This window comes from Rhodobacter lacus (genome assembly GCF_042683065.1).
GTDB classification, from domain to species: Bacteria; Pseudomonadota; Alphaproteobacteria; order Rhodobacterales; family Rhodobacteraceae; genus Rhodobacter; species Rhodobacter lacus.
The window spans coordinates 202,147-225,849 of sequence record NZ_JBHUIX010000013.1 but is presented as its reverse complement, the minus strand read 5'-3'; the positions used below and the strand labels follow the sequence as shown (position 1 = coordinate 225,849).

The 23,703-nt window shown below is 67.0% G+C and carries 19 protein-coding genes; 12 read left to right on the top strand and 7 right to left on the bottom strand.

Features of this window, described 5'->3' with window-relative positions; all coding sequences use genetic code 11:
- The first annotated feature begins 13 nt into the window (after positions 1-13).
- The 7 genes from ACFSM0_RS13235 (at position 14) to ACFSM0_RS13205 (ending at position 7,739) form a co-directional block, all read left to right on the top strand.
- On the top strand, positions 14-1,894 hold the full coding sequence (locus tag ACFSM0_RS13235; RefSeq protein ID WP_377391153.1) for an elongation factor G: 1,881 nt from the start codon (positions 14-16) through the stop codon (positions 1,892-1,894).
- 344 nt (positions 1,895-2,238) lie between these two features.
- The gene (locus tag ACFSM0_RS13230; RefSeq protein WP_377391151.1) at positions 2,239-2,505 is read left to right on the top strand and encodes a metal/formaldehyde-sensitive transcriptional repressor; all 267 of its coding nucleotides are present in this window, start codon (positions 2,239-2,241) and stop codon (positions 2,503-2,505) included.
- 51 nt (positions 2,506-2,556) lie between these two features.
- On the top strand, positions 2,557-3,666 hold the full coding sequence (locus ACFSM0_RS13225) for an S-(hydroxymethyl)glutathione dehydrogenase/class III alcohol dehydrogenase (RefSeq protein ID WP_377391148.1): 1,110 nt from the start codon (positions 2,557-2,559) through the stop codon (positions 3,664-3,666).
- 7 nt (positions 3,667-3,673) lie between these two features.
- Complete coding sequence (gene fghA, locus ACFSM0_RS13220; protein ID WP_377391145.1) at positions 3,674-4,504, top strand: S-formylglutathione hydrolase; 831 nt, start codon at positions 3,674-3,676, stop codon at positions 4,502-4,504.
- A 336-nt stretch (positions 4,505-4,840) separates the two neighbouring features.
- Positions 4,841-5,707 carry a DUF3737 family protein gene (locus tag ACFSM0_RS13215; protein WP_377391142.1) on the top strand — a complete coding sequence of 289 codons (867 nt, stop codon included), beginning with the start codon at positions 4,841-4,843 and terminating at the stop codon, positions 5,705-5,707.
- Between the two features lie 3 nt (positions 5,708-5,710).
- A complete protein-coding gene (locus ACFSM0_RS13210) occupies positions 5,711-6,868 on the top strand; it encodes a MalY/PatB family protein (protein WP_377391139.1) in 1,158 nt (385 codons plus the stop codon).
- Between the two features lie 25 nt (positions 6,869-6,893).
- Positions 6,894-7,739 (top strand): oxidoreductase, encoded by an 846-nt coding sequence (locus tag ACFSM0_RS13205; protein ID WP_377391135.1) that lies wholly within the window; start codon positions 6,894-6,896, stop codon positions 7,737-7,739.
- A gap of 96 nt (positions 7,740-7,835) precedes the next feature.
- Here ACFSM0_RS13205 and ACFSM0_RS13200 read toward each other — a convergent pair whose 3' ends face one another.
- From ACFSM0_RS13200 to ACFSM0_RS13185, 4 genes are all read right to left on the bottom strand, one after another.
- Complete coding sequence (locus ACFSM0_RS13200; protein ID WP_377391132.1) at positions 7,836-8,603, bottom strand: SDR family NAD(P)-dependent oxidoreductase; 768 nt, start codon at positions 8,601-8,603, stop codon at positions 7,836-7,838.
- 78 nt (positions 8,604-8,681) lie between these two features.
- A complete protein-coding gene (locus ACFSM0_RS13195) occupies positions 8,682-9,068 on the bottom strand; it encodes a DUF2255 family protein (RefSeq protein ID WP_377391129.1) in 387 nt (128 codons plus the stop codon).
- 114 nt (positions 9,069-9,182) lie between these two features.
- Positions 9,183-10,544: an MFS transporter gene (locus ACFSM0_RS13190; RefSeq protein WP_377391126.1), complete on the bottom strand. Its 1,362-nt coding sequence runs from the start codon at positions 10,542-10,544 to the stop codon at positions 9,183-9,185.
- 4 nt (positions 10,545-10,548) lie between these two features.
- A complete protein-coding gene (locus ACFSM0_RS13185) occupies positions 10,549-11,229 on the bottom strand; it encodes a dihydrofolate reductase family protein (protein WP_377391123.1) in 681 nt (226 codons plus the stop codon).
- 203 nt (positions 11,230-11,432) lie between these two features.
- Between ACFSM0_RS13185 and ACFSM0_RS13180 the strand changes: the two genes are divergently transcribed.
- Positions 11,433-12,407 carry an MBL fold metallo-hydrolase gene (locus tag ACFSM0_RS13180; RefSeq protein WP_377391120.1) on the top strand — a complete coding sequence of 325 codons (975 nt, stop codon included), beginning with the start codon at positions 11,433-11,435 and terminating at the stop codon, positions 12,405-12,407.
- Between the two features lie 84 nt (positions 12,408-12,491).
- Here the strand turns inward: ACFSM0_RS13180 and ACFSM0_RS13175 are convergent, their stop codons facing one another.
- Positions 12,492-13,409 (bottom strand): AraC family transcriptional regulator, encoded by a 918-nt coding sequence (locus ACFSM0_RS13175; protein ID WP_377391117.1) that lies wholly within the window; start codon positions 13,407-13,409, stop codon positions 12,492-12,494.
- Between the two features lie 280 nt (positions 13,410-13,689).
- On the opposite strand from ACFSM0_RS13175, the gene ACFSM0_RS13170 reads away from it, so the two are divergent.
- The 3 genes from ACFSM0_RS13170 (at position 13,690) to ACFSM0_RS13160 (ending at position 17,427) form a co-directional block, all read left to right on the top strand.
- Complete coding sequence (locus ACFSM0_RS13170; RefSeq protein ID WP_377391114.1) at positions 13,690-14,775, top strand: Gfo/Idh/MocA family protein; 1,086 nt, start codon at positions 13,690-13,692, stop codon at positions 14,773-14,775.
- Between the two features lie 294 nt (positions 14,776-15,069).
- A complete protein-coding gene (locus tag ACFSM0_RS13165; RefSeq protein ID WP_377391112.1) occupies positions 15,070-15,942 on the top strand; it encodes an EamA family transporter in 873 nt (290 codons plus the stop codon).
- Positions 15,943-16,110: 168 nt separating this feature from the next.
- The gene (locus tag ACFSM0_RS13160; RefSeq protein WP_377391109.1) at positions 16,111-17,427 is read left to right on the top strand and encodes an RsmB/NOP family class I SAM-dependent RNA methyltransferase; all 1,317 of its coding nucleotides are present in this window, start codon (positions 16,111-16,113) and stop codon (positions 17,425-17,427) included.
- Between the two features lie 4 nt (positions 17,428-17,431).
- Here ACFSM0_RS13160 and ACFSM0_RS13155 read toward each other — a convergent pair whose 3' ends face one another.
- A complete protein-coding gene (locus ACFSM0_RS13155; RefSeq protein WP_377391105.1) occupies positions 17,432-19,447 on the bottom strand; it encodes a YgiQ family radical SAM protein in 2,016 nt (671 codons plus the stop codon).
- A gap of 523 nt (positions 19,448-19,970) precedes the next feature.
- On the opposite strand from ACFSM0_RS13155, the gene rimK reads away from it, so the two are divergent.
- Positions 19,971-21,383 (top strand): 30S ribosomal protein S6--L-glutamate ligase, encoded by a 1,413-nt coding sequence (rimK, locus tag ACFSM0_RS13150; RefSeq protein WP_377391102.1) that lies wholly within the window; start codon positions 19,971-19,973, stop codon positions 21,381-21,383.
- 15 nt (positions 21,384-21,398) lie between these two features.
- On the opposite strand, the gene ACFSM0_RS13145 is transcribed toward rimK, so the two are convergent.
- Positions 21,399-23,615, bottom strand: coding sequence for a calcium-binding protein (locus ACFSM0_RS13145; protein ID WP_377391099.1), 2,217 nt, complete (start codon positions 23,613-23,615; stop codon positions 21,399-21,401).
- Positions 23,616-23,703: the final 88 nt, after the last annotated feature.

Sequence of the window (23,703 nt, the reverse complement as noted above, 5' to 3'; positions counted from 1 at the left end):
AGGAGGATTCCCAATGAAAGTCGTCTCCATCGTAGGCCCATCGCAGGCCGGCAAATCGACGCTGGCCGAAGCTCTGGCAACACTGGAAGGCGCCAAACCGCGCAAACATGCGCTTTTCGGCGAGACCACGGTGACGAAATTCTCTTTCATGGGCGAAGACTGGGCGCTGCTGGAGGCGCCGGGGGGCGCCGACCATCTGCCGCAGATCGCACCGATGCTGGCCGCTTCGGATGCGGTCGTGCTTTGCGTGCCCGCCGATGCCGAAGCGGCGGTGCTCGCCGCGCCCTATCTGCGGCTGATCGAGGCCGCAGACCTGCCCAGCTTCATCTTTGTCAACAAGATCGACGCGACTCAGGACCGCGCGAGCGCGATTGTCGCCGCGCTGCAAGGCTATTGCCCGCATGCGATCGTGCTGCGGCAAATCCCGATCCGCAAGGACGGCCATGTGATCGGCGCGGTCGACCTGATTTCCGAGCGCGCCTGGGAATATCATGACCACGCCCGCTCCTCGCTGATGGAGCTGCCCGCCGCGCTGCGCGAACGCGAGGAAGAGGCGCGCGGCGAGCTGCTCGAACATCTGGCCGATTTCGATGAACAGCTCCTGACCGAGCTGATCGAGGATCAGGCGCCGATGACCGAAGAAGTCTACGACATCTCGACCAAGGCCCTGCAACACCATGACCTTCTGCCCGCGCTTCTGGGCTCGGCGAGCCATGGCAATGGCATGATGCGGCTGATGAAGAGCCTGCGCCACGAAGTGCCCGGCGTGGCCGGGACCGCCGCGCGCACCGGCGCGCTCGCGGTGGGGGCGCTCGCCGATAACGTCAAGCACCTTGGCAAGACGGTGCTCGTGCGCGCGCTTGCCGCGGGCGTGGCGCCGGGCGCAAAGCTTGGCGGCGCAACGATCGGCTCGATCACCGATATCGACGCAAAAACCCAGCTTGGCGCGCTGGCACCGGGCGAGATCGGCCTGACGGTGAAAACCGATCACCTCGGGCTGGCGCAGCCGCTTTACAGCGCCGAAGGCTGCCTTGAGCTTCCCGCATGGATGGTGGCGCCGCCCGCAAACCATGCGCTGCTGATCGAGCCCGAGAACGAGCGCGACGAAACCCGCCTTGCCGCGGCACTGCCGAAACTCCTCGAACTCGATCCGGGGCTGACGGTCGGCACCGATCCGCAATCGGGCAAAACACTCCTTGGCACGCAGGGCCCGCTGCATCTGCGCCGTGTGCTGGAAAAACTCGAGGCGGATTTCGGCATCAAGGCGCTGACCGCGCCGCAGGGCACCGCTTTGTGCGAAACCGTTACCGGCTCTGCGCAAAAGCAATACCGCCACCGCAAGCAATCGGGCGGCGCGGGGCAGTTTGCCGATGTGGTGATCGAGGTGAAACCGCTCGGCCGGGGCGAAGGCTTTGCCTTTACCGAAACGGTCAAAGGGGGCGCGGTGCCGCGCAACTACATCCCCTCCGTGGAAGCGGGCGCACGCGAGGCGCTCAGCGCCGGGCCGAAGGGCTATCCGGTGGTGGACCTTGCGGTCAACCTCTCGGACGGCAAGAGCCATGCCGTCGACAGTTCCGATCACGCCTTCCGCACCGCGGGCAAGGCAGCGGTGCGCGAGGCGCTCAGCGAGATCGGCACCGTGGTGTTGCAGCCGGTCTGCAAGGTGACAATCTCGGTGCCCTCGGTCTATTCGGGCGGGCTCTCGCCGCTCGTCTCCGGGCTCAAGGGGCAGGTGCTGGGCTTTGAGGCCGATCCGGCGGCGAAAGGCTGGGATCAGTTCGACGCGCTGATGCCCGCCGCCGCACTGGCCGATCTGTTCCAGTCGCTCGGCGGCGCCACGCGGGGCACGGCAGGCTTCCGCGCCAGCCTCGACCATTACGAGGAACACTATTGAGAAAACGCGCCCGGGCCGGGCGACTTCCCCGCCCGCCCGATCCGTTGGAGGGGCGGCCTTCGGGCCGCCCCTTTTCTTTCGGGTTTCGCCGCGGCGGGGCCGCGGCGACCCAAGCGGGGGGCTCCGCCCCCCGCACCCCCCGGGATATTTAGGGCAAGATGAAAGAGCATGCTCTCTTTCCCGTGCCGACATGCCCTTTCATCTTGCGTCAAATATCCCGGGGAGTCGCCATCAGGCGACGGGGCGGAGCCCCTGCCCGGCCCCCCTTCTGCGCGCCGTCGGGGGTTTTTGCTTGCGCGCGCCGCTCGGATTATACTATACCCCAGTATAGAAAGCGGAGCCCGATGCCGAACCACCCCGAAGACAAGAAACGCATTCTCGCGCGCGTGCGCCGCATCCGCGGCCAATGCGAAGCGCTTGAACGTGCGCTTGAGGAGGGCGCGCCCTGCGGGCCGCTCTTGCAACAGATCGCCGCCACCCGCGGCGCGATGAACGGGCTGATGGCCGAGGTGCTCGAAGCCCATATCCGCGACGAATTCGGCGCCCCCGAGGGAGATGGGGGCGCGAAGACCGCCGAGCTGCTGGCGCTTGTGCGCAGCTATCTCAAGTAACCGCCCGCGGCCCTCACCGCGTGCCTTGCCTCACATCGAAGGGAGATCCCCATGAAATCGCGTGCCGCCGTTGCCTTTGCCCCCGGCAAACCGCTTGAAATCGTCGAAATCGACGTTGCCCCCCCGCAAAAGGGCGAGGTGCTCATTCGCATCACCGATACCGGCGTGTGCCACACCGACGCCTTCACCCTTTCGGGCGATGACCCGGAGGGCGTGTTCCCGGCCGTGCTCGGCCATGAGGGCGCGGGCGTGGTGATCGAGGTCGGCGAAGGCGTCACCTCGGTGAAACCGGGCGACCATGTCATTCCGCTCTACACCGCCGAATGCGGCGAATGCGAGTTCTGCAAATCCGGCAAGACCAACCTTTGCGTGGCGGTGCGCGCCACCCAGGGCAAGGGCCTGATGCCCGATGGCACGACGCGTTTTTCCTATAACGGTGAGCCGATCTATCACTACATGGGCTGCTCGACCTTCTCGGAATATACCGTGGTGGCCGAGGTTTCGCTCGCCAAGATCAACGAACAGGCGAACCACGAGCATGTCTGCCTTCTGGGCTGTGGCGTGACCACCGGCATCGGCGCGGTGCACAACACCGCCAAGGTGCAGCCGGGTGATTCCGTCGCCGTGTTCGGCCTTGGCGGGATCGGGCTTGCGGTGATTCAGGGCGCGCGCCAGGCCAAGGCGGGCCGCATCATCGCCGTCGACACCAACCCCGAGAAATTCGAGCTGGCCCGCCAATTCGGCGCCACCGATTGCGTGAACCCGAAAGACCATGACAAGCCCATTCAGCAAGTCATCGTCGAGATGACCGGCTGGGGGGTCGACCACAGCTTCGAATGCATCGGCAATGTCAATGTGATGCGCGCCGCGCTTGAATGTGCGCATCGCGGCTGGGGGCAATCGGTGATCATCGGCGTGGCCGGTGCGGGGCAGGAAATCTCCACCCGCCCCTTCCAGCTTGTCACCGGGCGCAAATGGATGGGCACGGCCTTTGGCGGCGTGAAGGGGCGCACCCAACTTCCCGGCATGGTCGAGGATGCGATGAAGGGCGAGATCGAGCTTGCCCCCTTCGTCACCCACACGATGCCGCTTGAAGAGATCAACACCGCCTTCGATCTGATGCACGAGGGCAAGTCGATCCGCTCGGTGATCAAGTTCTGAGGCGATGATGGAACAGCTTGAATCGCATGCCTGCTTTGGCGGCACGCAAAGCGTCTGGCGGCACCGCTCGACAACGCTTGACTGCGAGATGAACTTTGCCGTCTACACCCCCGCGCTGGCCGCGGGGGAGCGGCTGCCGGTGATCTGGTGGCTCTCGGGCCTGACCTGCTCCGAGCAGAACTTCATCACCAAGGCCGGCGCGCAGCGCTATGCGGCCGAGCACCGGGTGATCCTTGTCGCGCCCGATACCTCGCCGCGCGGCGCGGGGGTGGCGGATGACCCGGCCTATGACCTCGGTCAGGGCGCGGGCTTTTACATCAACGCAACCGAGGCCCCCTGGGCGGCGCATTACCGGATGTATGATTACATCACCGAGGAACTGCCCGCGCTTGTGGCCGCGCATTTCCCGGTTTCGGATCGGGCCTCGATCATGGGGCATTCGATGGGCGGGCATGGCGCACTGACGATCGCGCTGAAAAACCCGGGCCGCTACAAGGCGGTTTCGGCCTTCGCGCCGATCGTCGCGCCGACGCAGGTGCCCTGGGGGGAGAAGGTGTTTTCGGCCTATCTGGGCGCGGACCGCAAGACCTGGGCGGAATGGGATGCGACCGCGCTTCTCGAGCAGGCCGAAGAGCGGCTCGCGATCCTGATTGATCAGGGCGCCGCCGACAGCTTCCTTGAAAACCAGCTCAAGCCGGAGATCTTTGCCGAGGCCGCCAAACGGCTTGGCCATCCGCTCACGCTCCGCCTGCAACCGGGCCATGACCACAGCTACTATTTCATCGCGAGCTTCATCGGCGATCATATCGCCCATCACGCGACAGCGCTGAACGCCTGACATGAGGGTCCGGGGGCACGCCCCCGGGCCGCTTTGAGACCAAGACCCCGGAGCGGAGCGGCATTTGCGCCCCTTCAAAGCCCGCCTCCTGCGGGTTTGCACGCGCCGCGGCCCCCCCGCCGCCGCGCCGATGCCCGCCGATGCGGGCCGATGCGGGCCAGATTGCTTGAAATCAGCGTAGCGCGCAGAATTGATGAGCGGCACTCATGAACGCTTGTTCACGCGCCCCTCTAATCGCCCCCCAAGGCAGGAATATATCTCAGGCATCCTGAAAAGCGCGCCCTCGGCCCTTCCGGGCTGACACGGGCGCCGCTCAGCACAACAGAAAGCCATGCCATGACCGCGCCAGCGACCTTTCCCGCCACGATCAGCGACCAGTATTTCGAGGGCGAGCGCCCCCTTTACGCGCTCCAGGACACCGTGCTGGACGGGCTGCGCATCGGGGTCGGCGAATCCGCTCTCAAGCACGGGCGCAACCTCTTGGTGCGCAACGCGGAATTTGCGGGCAAATACCCGTTTTGGCATTGTGACGGCGTGACGATCGAACACAGCCTGTTTCGCCCCGGCGCGCGGGCCGCGATCTGGTATTCCGAAAACCTGCGGATGCGCAACTGCATCATCGAGGCGCCGAAGATGTTCCGCCGGATGCGCGATCTGCGGGTGAAAAACTGCCGCTTCCCCGATGCCGCCGAAACGCTGTGGAACTGTGAACAGGTGCAGTTGCGCGATGTTGTGCTCAAGGGCGCCGATTACGTGCTGATGAACGGCATCGACATTTCGGTCGAGGGCATGACGCTCGAGGGCAACTACGCCTTTCAGGATGCGCGCAACGTCACGGTCTGCAAGGCCCATCTGAATTCGAAAGACGCGTTCTGGGGCGCCGAAAACGTGACAGTGACCGATTGCGTGCTCGATGGAGAATTTCTCGGCTGGCATTCAAAGAACCTCAGGCTCGTGAACTGCACGATCCGCGGCACGCAGCCGCTTTGCTACGCGACCAACCTCGTTTTGGAAAACTGCCGGATGGACGCGAATGCCGATCTCGCTTTCGAATATTCCACGGTTCGGGCCGAAATCACCACGCCCATCACCTCGGTCAAGAACCCGGCGGGCGGGCATATCCGCGCGCCGCAGATCGGGGCGGTGATCCTTGACGAGAATTGCCGCACCCCCGGCGCCTGCCGCATCGAAATCACGGGCTGAGCCATGCATTTTGATTTCGACGAAGAGGTCGAGCGGCGCGGATCGGGCGCTTCGAAATGGGATGACGGCCCGGCCGATGTGCTGCCGATGTGGGTGGCGGACATGGATTTCCGCACCGCCCCGCCGGTTGTGGACGCGCTGCAGGCCCGCGTGGCGCATGGCGTCTTTGGCTATGCGCATCTGCCCGAGGCCTATTTTGAGGCGGTCTCGGGCTGGCAGGCACGCCGCCACCGCCATTACTTCACGCAAGAAGACATGCTGGTGACCTCTGGCGTGGTGCCCGCGATCACCGCCACCCTGCGCGCGCTGACCCGCCCGGGCGACAGGGTCATCCTGCAACCACCCGTTTACAATTGCTTTTTCTCGTCGATCCGCAACATGGGCTGTGGCATAGAGGAAAATGCGCTGCTCCTGCGCGCGGGCCGCTATGAGATGGATTTCGACGATCTGGAGCGCCGCGCCGCGCACCCCGATTGCCGCGCGCTTTTGCTGTGCAACCCGCATAACCCGGTTGGCCGGGTCTGGAGCGTGGAAGACCTGCGCCGCCTGCACGAGATCTGCGCGCGCCATGGCGTCACCGTGGTCAGCGACGAGATCCACGCCGATCTGACCCTGCCCGGCCAGCGCCACCAATGCTATGCGGCGCTCGGGCCCGAGGTGGCGGCGCGCTCTGTCACCTGCCTCGCGGCGAGCAAGACCTTCAACCTCGCCGGGCTGCAAATCGCCACCATCGTCGCCCCCGACCCAACGCTGCGCGCGCGCATCAACAAGGCGCTCAACGTGCATGAGGTCTGCGATGTGAACCCGTTCGGCATCAGCGCGAGCATCGCCGCCTATACCGAGGGGGCGGCGTGGCACGGCGCTTTGCTGCGCTATCTGGACGAGAACCGCCGCTTTGCCGCGGATTATCTGGCCGAGGCGCTGCCCAAGCTCGCATTCACCCCGCCCGAGGCAACCTATCTCGCGTGGCTCGATGCCCGCGCATGGGGCGAGAGCGCCGAGGCGCTGGCCGCGCGCGTGCTGGCAAGGGGGCGTCTGCGGCTCACCGCGGGCACCGCCTATGGCGCCGCCGGCGAAGGCTTCTTGCGGCTCAATATGGCCTGCCCCCGCGCACGGCTGGAAGACGGGCTGACCCGGCTCGTCACCGCGCTGCGGACATGAAATCGCTCAACGGAAAGGAAATATCATGACAGACAAACCCGTTTGGTTCATCACCGGCTGCTCGACCGGCTTTGGCCGCGAAATCGCCAAACTGGTGCTGGCAAAAGGCTGGACCGCGGTGATGACGGCGCGGCGCACCGAAACCCTTGCAGACCTGGTCGAAGGCCATGAAGACCACGCCCTTGCCCTGTCTCTCGATGTGACCGACGCGGCGCAAATCGCCGCGGCAGTCGCGCAGGCCGAGGCGCGCTTTGGCCGTATCGACGTGCTCGTGAACAACGCAGGCTACGGCTATTTCTCGGCGATCGAAGAAGGCGAAGATGCCGAAATTCGCCGCCAGTTCGAGACCAATGTCTTTGGTCTCAATGCCTTGACGCAAAAGGTTCTGCCGGGCATGCGCGCGCGCCGCAAAGGCCATGTGATCAACGTCTCCTCGATTGGCGGGCTGATCTCCTACCCGGCGCTGGGCTATTACTGCGCCACGAAATTCGCCGTCGAGGCGCTCTCGGAGGCGCTCGCGCAAGAGGTGGCCCCGCTCGGGATCAAGGTCACGATCATCGAGCCGGGCGGGTTCCGCACCGATTGGGCGGGCCGTTCGGTGATCGAGTCGCAAACCCGGATTGCGGATTACGAGGCCACTTCGGGCGCGCTGCGCGACGGGCTGCGGGCCGGCTCGGGCCATCAGGACGGCGATCCGCAAAAGCTTGCCGAAGCGGTGGTGATGGTGACGGAAGCGGAAAACCCGCCGCTGCGTCTGCTGCTGAGCAAGCAAGCCTATGATCGTGCGCTCGAACGCGTGGAGGTCATGCGCCAGAGCGCCGAGGCCTGGAAAGAGGTCACGATCGGCGCCGATTTGCCGGCGGGCCAATAAAGCCGGCGCGGGGCCTTTTGGCCCCGCCCTCCCAATTCCCCAAACAAAAGGGGCGCAGAGATCTCTCTGCGCCCCTTTTCTCGCGCTGTGGCCCGCTCAGAGGAACTGGCCGTTGTCCACCTGGATCACCTGCCCCGTCACCGCACGGCCCATCTCCGAGGCCAGATAAAGCGCGGCATAGGCCTGATCGAGCGGTTCCGTCGAGGGCACCGTGGTGTTGGTGTATTTGTCCGAGAATTCCAGCATCTCGCCACCGCCCTCCTGCTCGCCCGCCGCCCAGGCGCGGGCGGCATCGGTATCGGTCACGCCCGGCGCAATCGCGTTCACGCGGATCTTCGTGCCCGACAGCCGGATTGCGATGTTCTTCGTCATCGTGTTGATCGCGCCCTTGGTCGAGGTATAGGCGACGCCACAGATCGGCAGCACACCGTTGACCGACGAGACATTGATGATCCGCCCCTCGCCGCGTGGCAGCATGTGGTTCACCGCCTCGCGGCAATAGCGGAACGGGCCGACAAGGTTGATCCCCATGATCTTCTCGAAATGGTCATCGGTGGTTTTTTCGACCGCGAACATCTCGCCCACGCCCGCATTGTTGACCATGATGTCGACCTGACCAAAGGCCTCGATTGCCGCTTTGAACACGCGGGCGGGCGCCTCCGGGTCGGCGGAATCGGCGACAATGCCAAGCGCGCTGCCGCCTTTGGCGCGGATCGCCTCGACCGCCGCCGTCAACCCCGCCTCATGGCGCGCGGTCAGCACGACATTGGCGCCCTCTTCGGCGTAAAGCGTGGCGATGGCATTGCCGATGCCCTTGCTGGCGCCGGTGACGATGGCGGTTTTTCCACTCAGCAATTTGCGCATGATCAGTCCTTTCTTGGGGTATGCGAGGGCCGCCGCCCCCGAAGGCGCGGTCGTGCCCAGATGGAAGGGGAGGTTGGCTCAGGCCGCCGCAGCGCGCGGCAAAACCTCAAGCGTGGCCGCCTGCGCGCGGTCCGAGATCATCGGCGCGAGATAGCGGCTGGTGGTGTATTTGGCGCGATAGGCCGCGTCGATCGCGCCCGAGAGCGCCGGATCAACGGGGGCGAAGGTCACCTCGCGCGGCGTGCCATCGAGCACGATCTGCCCGGCGCGCTGGTGAAGCCCGGCCTGAAACCAGCGCGACCCGGTGCCCGAATAGGCCCGCACAAAGAGCCGCCCCTCCACCTGCACGAACCAGATATAGGTGGGCGTGCCGGGCGTTTTTCCATCGGCGCGGTAAGGCGCGATGCGGAAGGACTCGGTGGCGGCGATCCGCGCCTGATCTTCGGCGCTCCACGGCTGACGCATGATATCCTCTTTTGGTCTCAAGAGCGGCTCCCTGCACGCCCTGTCTGAAGCCTATTTAGCGCCGCCGTCGGGCCGGATTAGCCTCCGGCCTTGACCGCCACTTATGAGGAATTTTCATGAAACCTTTTGCGATCTGCCGCGCAGCCCCGCCAGCGCCAGCACCCCCACAAGGCTCAACCCTGCGCTCGCCAGCACACCGAGGCGCCATCCCGCAAAGAAATCCGCCCCCTCGCGCCCGGCGATCAGCACCGAGACAAGCGCAATGCCCAGCGCAGAGCCCAGATACCGCGCGGTGTTGTTGGCTGCAGACCCCATCGCCGCACGTTCGGGCGGCACCGTCGCCACCGCGGCATGGCCAAGCGCCGTGTTCAGAAGCCCGTTCGAAATGCCCGCCACAAAGAGCCCGGGCAGCACCGCAGCCCAGCCCGCGCCGGGGCCCGCGCGCAACAGGAGCAACTGGCCCAGCGTGCAGCCCAGAATGGCGCCAATCGCGCGGTGGCGCGCGGAGAGCCCGCGCGGCAGATACCCGGTGGCGAGCGCGGCAAAGACCGTCACCGCCGACCAGGCGAGGAGGATCAGCGCCGCCTCGAAGGGGGTTTCGCCAAAGCCGCGCACCAGCACCGTCGGCACCAGCGACATCAGCGCAAGAACCCCGGCCCCGGAGGCGAAGGCCGCAAGTGTCGCGCCGAGAAAATCAATCCGGCCAAACAGATCGACGCGCAGGATCGGGTTGGCAACATGCCGCTCGATGCAGATAAAAACCGCGATCAGAACAAGGCCTGCCGCGGCGATCATCCCCACCGCGAGGGTGGCGCCGAGCCGCGCCTCGGTCAGCGCATAAAGAAGCGCCCCGAGCCCGAGCATCAGCACAAGGCTGCCCAAAAGATCGACCCGCGCGCCGGTGCGCGGGCTTTCGGGCAGGCGCGCGCCCGCGGCAAGCGCCAAGGCGGCAGAGGCCACCGCAATCAACCAGTGCATCGCGGGCCAGCCGCCAAGGCCAAGCAGGAGCGAGGCGAGGATCGGGCCGAGCGCCACGCCCGCACCAAGCCCCGCCGCCCAGATCGCGGCCGCCTGCTGGCGCGCCGCACCATGATAGACCTGCCCCAGCAAGCCAAGACCGCAGGCCATGATCCCGGCACTGCCCAGCCCCTGCAGGATCCGCATCGCAATCAGCATCGGCCCGTTGACCGAGAGCGCCGCCGCGACCGAGGCCACAGCGGTGAGCCACAAGCCCCCCAAAAAGGTGCGCCGCCGCCCGGTCGTGTCGCCCAGCGCCCCCGCGGTCAGCAGCCCGCAGGCCGCGCCCAGCGGCATCGCGCTCATCACCCAGGCCTGTTCCGCCGGGCCAAGCGCCAGCGCCCGCGTCATCGCATCAAGCGTGGTGAGCGGCTGGGTGAAGACGACCAGCGACAGGCAGGTGGCCGCGGCCACAATCACCAAAGGCAGGACCGGCGGATGTTTTACATGTCGTGACATCGGCTTAACCCCGTTTGACCCGGTGGCGCAGCCAGACGATTCCGTCTTCGAGCGCCTCGACGGAGAGCAACTCCAGCGCCTGCGCGGGCAGCTCTGCGCGATGATCGTAGATCGCCGCCTGCCCCGCGAGCCCGTCAATCACCGGATAAAGGAGCGTGCTCGTTTCGTCGATCACGCCCGCCGCGAGAAAGGCGCCGTTGATCTCTCCCCCGCCCTCAAGGAGCAGCCGCGACACCCCGAAGGCCGCACCGATCCGCGCCAGCGCCCCGGCAATATCGTTGCCCTCAGGGCCGGAAAACACGACCGAGACGCCGCGGGCCACCAGAGCATCGACATGCGCAGGCGAGACGCGTTCGGAGACCACCAGCACCAGATGATCCCCGCCCAGATCGCCGCTTTCGGGGTGCAGCCGCCCGGTGCGATCAAAGGCAATGCCGAGCTTGCGGCCCGCGCGGTCCTCGATCCGGTCAGCTTGCGGGCGCGCCACCGGCTCCAGCGCGGGGGTGCCCACCGGCAGATAATGCTCCATCGTGCACCGCCCGGCGATCCATCCATCCGCCTCAAGGCGTGCCGCGACCGGGTCGTAAACGGCCAGAAGCTGCTCCACGCTATAGGGCCAGCGTTCAGGCTCCAGCCGCCCGTCGAGCGTGGTGAGCATGTGGCAGATGATTTTGGGGCGGGACATGAGAACCTTCCTGCGCCACCGGCTGCGGTGGCGGCTGTTTCGAGATCAACGGCGTGCTCTCAGAGCTAGGCCGAGAGCGGGCTCAGGGGAATGCGCAAAAGCGACAAGCATCCATGAGAGAGGCTCATCAATAAACCCGCGCAGCGCGGTTGTTGCCCCGGCACGGCGGGCCTATCTGCACACCAGCAACCAAAGGACGCGCCATGCCCCGCACCCCTTATCACAAAGGCCCGGTCACCGATCATTTCGACGGGCTCAGGTTTCATTCGCCCGGCCAGCCCTCGCCGGACCGCTCGCTCATGGACATCTGGCGCTGGAACCGGGCGGGCACGCGCGCGCAATGGCCCAAAGCGGTGGCGATCACCCCCGCTGTGCCGCCCGCGCGCAGCCTGGCGCCGCGCATCACCATGGTGGGCCATGCCTCGGTGCTCCTTCAGGTGGCGGGGCTGAACCTGCTCACAGACCCGGTATGGTCGCGCCGCGCGGGGCCTCTGGGGATCACTGGCCCCAAACGCACCACCGCGCCGGGCATCGCCTTTGGCGATCTGCCACAGATCGACGCGATCTTGCTCAGCCACAACCACTATGACCATCTCGACCTCGCCACCTTGCGCAAACTGCACCGCCGCGACGCGCCGCACCTGGTGATGCCGCTCGGCACAGAGGCAACGGCGCGCCGCGCCGGGCGGGGGCTGCGCCTCACCAGCGCCGACTGGCATGAAACGGTGAACCTCGCGCCCGGCGTTTCGGTCACGCTGACGCGGGCCAATCACTGGTCCTCGCGCGGGCTCTCCGATCGGCGCATGGCGCTTTGGGCCGGGTTCTGGATCAATACGCCCGTGAGCCAGATCTGGTTTGCGGGCGACACCGGCTATGGCGACGGCGCGATCTTTCGCGACATCCGCGCCCGCCATGGGCAGCCCGATATTGCGCTGATCCCGATCGGCGCCTATGCGCCGCGCTGGTTCATGGCGCCCCAGCATGTCGGCCCCGACGAGGCGGTGAAGATTTTCGAGGATGTGGGCGCCAAACAGGCCTATGGCATCCACTGGGGCACGTTCCAGCTCACCGACGAGCCCCGCGAGGAGCCGCGTGAGCTGCTGGCGCGCCACCTGAGCGCGGCCGGAATTGCGCCCGAGCGGTTCATCGCGCTCGAGCCCGGCGCGAGCTACGGCTGACCGCCCCCGAAACAGGAACGGCCCGTTGCGCCCGCGATCCTGCGGCGCGGGTAAGTGATGCCCCCCCCGCCCTTGCCGATGCGCTTACCCCTGCCCCGGCAAAACCTCTGCGACAGGCGCCCTTGCCCGGGTCAGGCTCTGTTTGAGCCGGCGCGCATCGGCAGAGGGCGGCAGCCCGAACAGGCGCGCATATTCGCGGCTGAACTGCGAGGCGCTCTGATACCCCACCGAGAAGGCCGCTCCGGCAACCTCGGAGCCCGCCAGAATGGCGCGCCGCGCCGCCTGCAAGCGCAAGGTCTTTTGATATTGCAGCGGGCTCATGCCGGTCGCGGCGCGGAAATGGCGGTTGAACGAGGCGTCGCTCATGCCCGCACAGCGCGCCATCTCCTGCACCGAAACGCTTTGGCTCAGGTGTTCGCGGATCCAGCTCAAGGCCCGGCGCACCTGCGCAAGCTTCGGGTCAGAGGCCACGATCTGATGCAGCGCCGCCGCCTGCGGGCCACGCAGCAGCCGGTAGAGCATCTCGCGCCGCGCCATCGGCCCCAGCACCGGCAGATCATCCGGCGCCGCTTGCAGCGCCAGAAGCCGGTCACAGGCCGCCATCAGCCCCTCGGGCACCGGGCCAAAGGCGTAGCATTTGCCGCGCTCGATCGTGACCTGCGGCGCCTCGGCCAGAAGCTCCGCCAGCGCCTCGCGCCCGAGCGTGATATTGAGCGCGAGATAGGGCTGCGCCGCGCTGGCGCGGGTGACACGCCCGGTCACCGGCAAGGCCACAGAGCCCACAAAACAGGTGCCCGGCGCGTAATTCAGCACGGCATGGCCGATCGTGACCTCCATCTCGCCCTGCAGCACAATGCTGGCCATCGGCTCATAGAGCATCGCCATCGGCACCTCGGCAGATGGGGCGCAAAACAGGCTGACCCCCTCCAGCAGCGGCACCGTCTCACCGGGCCGGGCAAGCGCCGCAGCCTTGGCAACGAGGGGAGAAAAATCTTGCATCATGGGCGGTGCTCCTTGAGAGCCCAACCTGTACCGGATGATCGGATCAGGCAAGTCATAGAGCGGATACGGCATGGAAATTCCGCCCGCGCAGCATAAATTTTTCAACTATCACGGAGCGTTCCCTTGAGCTTTGCCGCTTTGCCGCAGCCTCAGGAAGCGCGCCGGGTCCTGCACAGGATCGACCATCTGTCTCAATCGGGCATGTGTCGATCCGCGGTGCGTTTGTTCATACCCGTCCGGTCAGACCACGTCCTCACCGGCGCAAACTGGAGATTGTTTCATGTCCGATCCGATCAAGGTTGGCTTCATCGGCCTCAACCCCGGCAGCCATTGGGCGGCAATGGCGCATGTGCCCGCGCTCAAGGCGCTGCCCGAGGCGTTTGAAATCATTGGCGTGGCCAACTCCACACCGGAAAGCGCTCAGCGCACAGCCGAGGCGATGGGGCTGAAACACGCCTTCGCCAGCCCCGCCGAACTGGTGACCTCGCCCGAGATCGACCTTGTGGTGGTCACGGTGAAGGTGCCCTACCACTTTGACCTCGTCTCGCTCGCGCTCAATGCCGGCAAGCATGTCTATTGCGAATGGCCGCTCGGCAACGGGCTTGACGAGGCCCGCAAGCTGGCCGCGCTCGCCGCAAAAAAGGGCGTTGTCGCGGTTGTCGGCACGCAGGCCCGCGCCGCGCAGGAGATCCTGCACCTGAAAAAACTGATCGCCGAAGGCTATGTGGGCCGCGTGCTCTCCACCTCGCTGATCGGAACGGGGGGCAACTGGGCCGACAAGACCTCGGCCGAGCGTTACTACCTTTACGACAAGAGCAACGGCGCAACGATGGAAGACATCCCGCTCGCCCATACCCTTGCCGCCGTGCAGGATGTGCTCGGCCCGTTCGGCCCGCTCACGGCAACGAAGAGCTTCAACTTCGACACGGTCACGATCACGGAAACGGGCGCGCAAAAGCCCAAGACCGCCGCCGATCAGGTGATGGTGCAGGGCACCATGGCGAGCGGCGCCGCGGTCTCGGTCCACTACAAGGGCGGCACCAACCGCGGCACAAATTTCCTTTGGGAAATCAATGGCACAGAGGGTGACATTCAAGTCACGGCGGGGCTCGGCCATGCGCAGATGGTGCAGCTCACCATCAAGGGCGCGCGCGGCGACGAAAAAGAACTCGCGCCCCTGATGCCCGAGCCCGCCGCGCGTGAGGGCCTGCCGGACTTCCCCGGCGCGCGCAATGTCGCCGGGATTTATGCGCGGCTCGCGCAAGATATCCGCACCGGCTCGCACGAAGCGCCGAGCTTTGCCGATGCGGTCGCGCTTCATGAGCTGCTCGACCGGATCGAGGCTTCGGCCGCCGCACGCGCCTGATCCCCGGATCGGGGTCCGCAACCAATAGCGGGGGCCAGCCCTGGCCCCCGCACGCTGCGACGCCACGCAGCAGGCCAAGCCGCCCCGGCCCTCTTGCGCGCACAGGCCGCGCCCGGCTAGGCTTATGGCATCGACTGAGTGGTAACTAGGGTTCCGGGTCGCCCCTTGCGGGCCACCGCAGGACCGAGCGTTGCAGAGACCGGGGGTGTTCCCCGGGCCAGCACCCAAGGGACAAAAGCCCAGGGGAGGAGACGTCGAGATCAACCGCGCCGAAGGGCGCAAAAGGGGGTCTCAATGACGCTTGCCGCACTGCTTCTTGTTGTTCTTGCTTCTTTCATCCACGCGAGTTGGAACCTGCTCGCCAAACGGGCCGCCTCGGTCGGGCCGGTTTTCGTCTTTGCCTATAGCCTGATCGCCTGCCTTCTGTATGCGCCCTGGGTCGTCTCTCTGATCCTTCAGGGCAACCTGCGCTGGTCTTGGGCGGGGGGCGGCCTTGTGCTGCTGAGCGGCGGGCTCCATCTCGGCTACAGCCTGTGCCTGCAGCGCGGCTACCGGGTCGCGGATCTGTCGGTCGTCTATCCGGTGGCGCGCGGCACCGGCCCGCTGCTTTCAAGCCTCGGCGCCTTCGTGATTTTGGGCGAGCCGTTCACCCGGCAAGGACTGGCCGGGCTTGCGCTTGTTGTCGCGGGCATCTTGCTGATCGCCACGCAGGGCAAGCTCGCCGCGCTCACCCGCCCCGGCGGGCAGGCCGGGGTGCGCTGGGGCACGGCAACGGGCGCCCTGATCGCCAGTTACACCGTGGTCGATGCCTATGCGGTCAAAGCGCTCGGGGTCGCGCCGGTGGTGCTGGACTGGGTGTCGAACCTGCTGCGCGTTCTTTTGTTGGCGCCCCTCGTTCTGCGCGATCCGGCGCGCGCCCGCGGCGCCATGCGCGGATATTGGGGCACGGCCGTGCTCGTCGGCGCGCTTTCGCCGCTCTCCTATATCCTTGTGCTTCTGGCGCTCACCGGGGGCGCGCCGCTCAGCCTTGTCGCGCCGATGCGCGAAATGTCGATGATGGTCGGGGCGCTGATGGGGATGGTGATCTTGCGCGAGAGCGTCGGCGCGGGGCGGCTGGCGGGATGCGGCGTGCTGATCGCGGGGGTGATCCTGCTCTCGGCGGGCTAGCTGCGGCGGCGCGGGCCCCGCGAGCCCGGTGAATGCCGGTTTTCAAACCCGGCACTTGCCGGTAAACACGCCAGAAGCGCCGCAAGGCCGCTCGGGACGGGTCGCGCGCCGCCAAGGCGCGCCGCCCCCCCTTCTCGTTTGCGCCCTCAACCAGACAGCCTGTGCCCCGTGACCCCAGCCGCCCGCCTGCAAGCCACCCTCGATCTTTATGCCGAACTGGCGCGCTCCGAGCGCACCGCCGATGCGGTCCTCTCCGCGTGGTTGCGCGGCAAGCGCCGCCTTGATGAGCCCACGCGCGGGGCGATTCTCGATCGGCTGCACGCGCTGTTGCGCCATCACGCGCGGCTCGGCTGGTGGATCGACCGGCACGGGCGGCGCGACACGCCGCGCACCCGGATCATCGCCTGGCTGGTGCTGGGCGAAGGGCTGAAGCCCGAACAGATCCGCCGCCTGTTCACTGGCGCGCCCCTCGCGCCCGCCCCCTTGAGCGAGGCCGAACACGGGCTGATGCTGAAGCTGCAGGGCGCCGCGATGGACAGTGCCGCCATGCCCGAAGAGGTGCGGCTCGAATGCCCGCCATGGGCTCTCGCCCCGTTGCGCGCGCGCTTTGGTGCGGAATTCGCAGCCGAGATGGCCGCCCTTCTGGCCCCGCCGCCGCTGGATCTGCGCGTCAACGCGCTCAAGGCGGAGCGCGCGGCGATGCTGACCGAATTCCAAGGCCTTGGCCTTCCGGCGCATCCCCTGACGCGCACCGCCCACGGCCTGCGGCTCGCGGAGCGGCTCTCGCTGGCACGGGTGCCGGGGCTGAAAACCGGGGCGCTCGAAATTCAGGATGAGGGCTCGCAGCTGGTGGCGCGCCTTGTCGAGGCGCAGCCCGGCGAGCGGGTCGTGGATTTCTGCGCCGGCGCCGGGGGCAAGACGCTGGCGATTGCCGCGCAGATGGGCAACAAGGGGCGGCTCATCGCCTGCGACGTGAGCGAGGGGCGGCTGAAGCGCTGCGCCGAGCGGGCCCGCCGCGCCGGGCTGCAAAACGCCGAGATGCGGCTTTTGAGTGGCGAAACAGACCGCTGGGTGAAGCGCCACAAGGGCAGTTTTGACCGGGTTCTGGTGGATGCGCCCTGCTCGGGCACCGGCACATGGCGGCGCAACCCCGATGCGCGCTGGCGCGCCCCCGAGGAGCAGGGGCTCGAAAGCCTTGTGGCACTGCAGGCGCGCATCCTTGCCAGTGCGGCCCGGCTCGTAAAACCGGGCGGGCGGCTCGTCTATGCCACCTGCGCGCTGCTCGGCGAAGAGAACGAGGCGCAGGTCGCAGCCTTTCTTGCCGCCCACCCCGCGTTTTCGGTCGTCCCGCTCAGCGTGGCGGCGCCGGAGCTGACAGACTCGGCGCATCCCGAATATCTGATGCTCACCCCCGCGCGCCACGGCACCGACGGCTTCTTTGCCGCCGTGCTCACCCGGGCAGATCTCCCCGCAGCGGGCGCCTGAGCGCTCACTTTTTCGGAAACGGCACGCCCTTGGTGGTGAAGGTCTTCGCGCGCGAGTTCGGGCGGGAGGAGCTGCGCTTCGGCGCGCCCTTGCCAAGGCCGGTTCCGGGCGGCTGATGCGCCGGGATCAACTGATGCGCCCCCGGCCCGATCAGATCGGCCCGGCCCATATCTTTCAGCGCCTCACGCAGGAGCGGCCAGTTCTCCGGGTCATGATAGCGCAAGAACGCCTTGTGCAGGCGGCGCTGCCGCCCGCCCCGCACCGTGCCCACCTTTTCGGAGGCCCCGCGGCGCACCCCTTTGAGCGTGTTGACCCCGGTGTGATACATCGCCGTCGCCGTCGCCATCGGCGAGGGCAGGAAGGTTTGCACCTGATCCGCCCGGTAGCGGTTCTTTTTCAGCCAGAGCGCGAGGTTGAGCATGTCCTTGTCGGTCGTGCCCGGATGGGCGGCGATAAAATAGGGGATCAGATAGTATTTCTTGCCCGCCTGCTTCGCCGCCGCATCGAACATTTCCTTGAACCGGTCATAGGTGCCGATGCCGGGCTTCATCATCACATCAAGCGGGCCGCGCTCGGTATGCTCGGGCGCGATCTTGAGATAGCCGCCCACGTGATGCGTGACGAGTTCCTTGATATAGTCGGGGCTGCGCACGGCAAGGTCATAGCGCACGCCCGAGGCGACCATCACCTTCTTCACCCCCTTCACTTCGCGCACCTTGCGGTAAAGCCGGATCAGGTCATCGTGCGAGGTGTCAAGGTTGGGGCAAATGTCGGGAAAGACGCAAGAGGGCAGCCGGCAGGCCGCCTCGATCTTCGGATCCTTGCAGGCCATCCGGTACATGTTGGCAGTCGGGCCGCCGATATCGGAAATCACCCCCGCAAAGCCCGGTGTCTTGTCGCGGATCTGTTCGATCTCGCGCAGGATCGAGGCCTCGGAGCGGCTCTGGATCTTGCGGCCCTCATGCTCGGTGATCGAGCAGAAGGTGCAGCCGCCAAAGCAGCCGCGCATCACCGTGACCGAGGTCTTGATCATCTCCCAGGCCGGGATCTTCGCCCCGCCATAAGAGGGGTGCGGCGCGCGCGCATAGGGCAGTTCGTAGACCGCGTCCATCTCTTCCGAGCGGAGCGGGATCGGCGGCGGGTTGAGCCAGAGATCGCGGTCGCCATGGCGCTGCACAAGCGGGCGCGCATTGCCCGGATTGGCCTCGCGGTGCAGCACGCGGGAGGCGCGCGCATAGGCCTCGCGGTCCCCTTCCACCTGCTCGAAGGAGGGCAGCCGGATCACGGTATTGCCGGGCACACGGGTCGCGGCCTCGTCAGCGGACTCGATGTCATCGGCGGGCAGCTCGACCGTCCCCTCCGGCACCGGGCGAAACAGCGCCACGCCGCGAATGTCATCCAGATCGCGCGCCCGTTCCCCTGCGGCAAGGCGGTTTGCCACCTCGACAATGGCCCGCTCGGCATTGCCGTAAAGCAAAAGATCCGCCTTCGCATCGGCCAGGATCGAGCGGCGCACCTTGTCCGACCAATAGTCATAATGCGCAATCCGGCGCAGCGAGGCCTCGATGCCGCCGAGCACGACGGGCACATCCTTATACGCCTCGCGACACCGCTGGGTGTAAACGATGGTCGCGCGGTCGGGCCGCTTGCCGCCCTCGCCCCCCGCGGTATAGGCATCGTCATGGCGCAGCCGCTTGTCGGAGGTGTAGCGGTTCACCATGGAATCGAGGTTGCCGCCCGTCACCCCCCAAAAGAGCCGCGGCTTGCCGAGCGCCTTGAACGCTTCGGCCGATTGCCAATCCGGCTGTGACAGGATGCCGACGCGCAGGCCCTGCGCCTCCAGCAGCCGCCCGATGATCGCCATGCCAAAGCTTGGATGGTCGATATAGGCGTCGCCGGTGACGACGATGACATCGCATTCCTCCCAGCCCAGCGCCGACATCTCGGCGCGGCTCATCGGCAGGAAGGGCGCGGCAGCAGTGCCGGAGGGCGGGACGAGAAACTTTTCGGAGGAGGTCATATCGCCGCATATAGGCCGGGCGCGCCGCAAATTCAACTCGGCGCGCATCGGCTGTCCTGCCAGCCTCCGCGCCGCGGAGAGGCGCGCCTCGCCCCGAGGTGCGGGGCGTGATGCGGCGGGCCGCCGCCGCACGGGCAGGCCTCATCGACACGCGCCGCCCGCCGCATTCAACCGGGCGTTCCGCCGGGGCAGGATGCCCCGCCTCCGGCTCGCGCCCATCGGCCTCGGCCTCCGCGTCAGCCTTGTCCAGCGGCTCGAACCTGCCCCCAAGATCGCGCGGCGCCCCCCGGTCTGGATGGGTCTGCATACCGCGGATGCTGCTGGCACCCTCCACCGCGATCACGCCTTCAGGCGGCGGCGCGGCGCGGATCGCCCTGGCAAGCGGGGGCAGACGCAGACATCGCCTGCCCGGCGCGGGCGCCCGATGCGTTCTGGCCGCCCATTGACAGGCATGGCCCAAGCGCGGGGTCGAACCGTTACAATCGCATGGCAGGCAGGGCGCGCGATCTTGAAAGGAACCCCCATGTCCAGCGCCCCCCTGCTTTTCGGTTGGGAAGAATGGCTCGCCCTGCCCGATCTCGCCCTGCCCGCGATCCTTGCCAAGGTGGATACCGGCGCGCGCACCTCTGCGCTTCATGCCGCCGAGATTACACCCTTTGATGCGCCCGACGGGCCGATGGTGCGGTTTGTGCTGCATCCGGTGCCGGGCCGCGCCGATCTGGCGCTGCGCTGCACCGCCCCGCTGATCGACCGGCGCGATGTCACCTCCTCGAACGGCGAGCGCGAGCATCGTTTCGTGATCCGCACCCGGATCGCGGTGGCAGATCAGAGCTGGCCGATCGAGGTGACGCTGACCGATCGCGGCGCGATGACAAGCCGGATGCTGCTGGGCCGTCAAGCGCTGCGCGATCACATCACCATCCTGCCCACGGCGCGCCGGATGCAGCCGGAACTGGGCTACGATCTTTATGCCGCGCCCGCGGGCGGCCCGGAGCCGACCCGGCGCAGCCTGCGCATCGCCGTGCTCTCGCGGGAAGACAATTACACCACCCGCCGCCTGTTGGAGGAAGGGCGCGCCCGCGGCCATATCGTCGATCTGATCGACACGACCCGCTGCTACATGGCGATCAACACGCTGGCCCCCGAAGTCTGCTACGATGGCGAGCGGCTGCCGCGCTTTGATGCGGTGATCCCGCGCATCGGCGCCTCGATCACACCCTATGGCACGGCGGTGGTGCGCCAGTTTGAAACGCTCGGCACCTATTGCGTGAACGGCTCCGAGGGCATCGCCGCCTCGCGCGACAAGCTTTATGCGCATCAGATATTGGCGCGCGCGGGGATCGGCATGCCCGACACCGCCTTTGCCTCTTCGCCCAAAGACACGCGCAACCTGATCGCGCTGGTGGGCGGCGCGCCGCTGATCGTCAAGTTGATCGCCTCAAGTCAGGGCAAGGGGGTGGTGCTGGCCGAAACGACGAAGGCGGCAGAAAGCGTGATCTCTGCGTTCCGGGGGCTGAGGGCCAACTTTCTCGTGCAGCATTTCGTGCGCGAGGCGGCGGGCGAGGATATCCGCTGCCTCGTGATCGGCGGCAAGGTCGTGGCCGCCATGAAGCGGCGCGGCGCAGAGGGCGATTTCCGCTCCAACCTGCATCAGGGCGGCTCGGGCGCCCCGGTGCGGATCTCGCCTGCCGAGCGCAGCGCCGCGGTGCGCGCGGCGCGCGCCTTTGGCCTTGGCGTGGCCGGGGTGGACCTGTTGCGCGCCCATGACGGGGCAAAGGTGCTCGAGGTCAATTCCTCCCCCGGATTGCGCGGCATCGAAACGATCACCGGCAAAAACGTGGCAAGGCTGCTGTTTGCCGAGATCGAGGCGCGGGTGAAACCCGCCGCCGATCCGGCCCCCGGCGCCGCACGCCCGGCGCACCCCGCCCTGCCGTGAGGCCCCGCCACAGCCTCACAGGAACAGGAAATCCTCCTTGGTGAGGCCGTCGATGCCGAGGCAGAGGATGGTCTGGCCGGCAAAGCTCAACTGCACCGCCGTCTCGCCCTCATAGTTGACCGTGGTGGGCGACAGCGCCTCAAAAAAGCCCTGCAGGCCCGTTCCCGGCGCCTTGTCGAGACCGGCGATCTGGATCAGATCCTCACCGCGGCTGAAATCGGTGAGAATGTCGAGATTGCCCGCCTTGCCAAGGGTGAACACGAACAGATCTGCCCCGGCGCCGCCGGTCAGCGTGTCGTTGCCGGCCCCGCCGTTGAGCGTGTCATTGCCCGCGTCGCCCGAGATCAGGTCGTTGCGCCCGCCCCCGGCGAGGAAATCATCGCCCGCGCCGCCAAGGATCGTGTCGTCGCCCGCGCCGCCCCCGATCATGTCATCGCCGGCATCGCCCGAGATCAGGTCTTGCCCGGCGCCGCCGCCGATAGCGTCCTCGCCCGCGCCGCCCGAGACGGTGTCGCTGCCGCGCCCCGCCCCCAGCACGTCGTCGCCCGCGCCGCCCTCAATCGTGTCATCGCCGGTGCCGCCGTTGATCGTATCATCGCCCAGAGCGCCGGTCAGGGTGTCGTCGCCCTGCCCCCCCGCCAGAAAATCATCGCCGTCGCCCCCATCCAACGTGTCGTCTTCGGTGCCGCCGCTCATCAGATCGGCGCCCGCGCCCCCTGCAAGGTTGTCGGCCCCGGCGCCACCGGCCATCGTGTCGTCACCGTCGCCACCTTCAAACAGATTGTCCTCGGCGTCGCCCCAGAACGCGCCATCTTCCGCGCCTGTGCCGGAATCACCGTCCTCCCCGGCATCCGGGTCGGAGGCATCGCCGCCGCCAGCATCGCCGCCTCCGCCTCCGCCGTCGCCATTGCTGTCGCTGTCATCCTCCGTGTCGTCGGGCAGCGGGTCCACATCGCCGGGGCTCGTATCCTCGCCGCCGCCATCGCCGACATCAACCGGTCCGCCATCATCGGACCCGCCGCCCGAGTCGCCGGGATCATCGCCAGTGCTGTCATCCGGCGGCGCCCCGATCGCGGGCAATGCGCCGCCAAGGATGTTATCGTCGGTGAGGGTTGTGGCCTCGACCCCGCTGAGGGTGATCAAAACCACCGCGCCAAAGCCGAAATCGCCGCACAGCACGGTATCTGCGCCCCGCTGCTCAAACCAGAGCTGCGCAAGCTGCGGCGGCTCCGAGATGGCGTCACAATCGTCGGCATCATCGGTGGGCGCGTCCTCGTCATCTTCGACAACAGGAGGCGGTTCACCATCCTCCACGCCAAAGCCTCCGTGTTTGGAGAGCCCGGCCCCCTCCCCCGTGTCTTCTGCCCCGGTCCCGGGACCATCCTCCCCGTCTTCGGGCGGCGGATCTCCCCAAAGGACGATCTCGCTCAAGTCGAGCACATCGCCCCCCGGGCCTGCCGTAAAATCGCTCACCACCGCAACACTGTCGCGACCAGCGCCCCAGCCGTCTCCGCCCCAGCTCGGATAAGCGAGCCGGATCGTGTCCCGGCCCGCGCCGGTGAGGAGCGTCAGCTCCTGCGCCGTGCCAGATCGCGGATCGGGCGTTCCGATGCCGGTGTCGAGGCGGATCGTGTCATCGCCCGCGCCCGCATCAATCACCGCCTGCGCAACGCTCAGCGCAAGATCAAGAATGTCGTTGCCAGCCCCTCCCACGATGCTGACCACGCCGCGCGCCGCCAAAGCCGCGTTCGTCAGGTCTGCGGTGAGATCCTCGTCATAAACGTCATCACTGACCCAATTGCCGGTGATGGCGGCGGTGATCGTGTCCGCCCCGCTGCCGCCGTCGATGCCGATGCTCTCGGCCGCCCCGCAGATAACGGTGATCGCATCCTCTCCGTCATCGCCAGACACCACCGCCGTGAATAGATCCGCAAGGTCGAGCACATCATCCCCCTCCCCGCCGCCAATCGTGGCCTCAAGCTGAGACAGCGAGGCCGTGATCGTATCCGCGCCAGTCCCGCCCAAAAGCGTTACCGCGCCCGATTGCGCCTCCCCCCAAGCGGTGAGCGTGATCGTGTCATCATCCGCGCCGGCGTCGATCGAGGCGCTTTCGAGAGAGACGATCTCCCCCGCGATCGTGTCGTTCCCGGCGAGCGCCTCCAGCGTGAAGCTGGCATCGGAGACAACGATGTGATCAGCCAAATTCGTGGTGCCAAAATCATCAGCGGGCATGACAGAAACCTCGGGGCAAAGCGACGCCGCAGCGCCGTCAAAAGGATCGAGACGCCCGCAGAGCAGCTCCCCCGCAGGCGATGAAGCT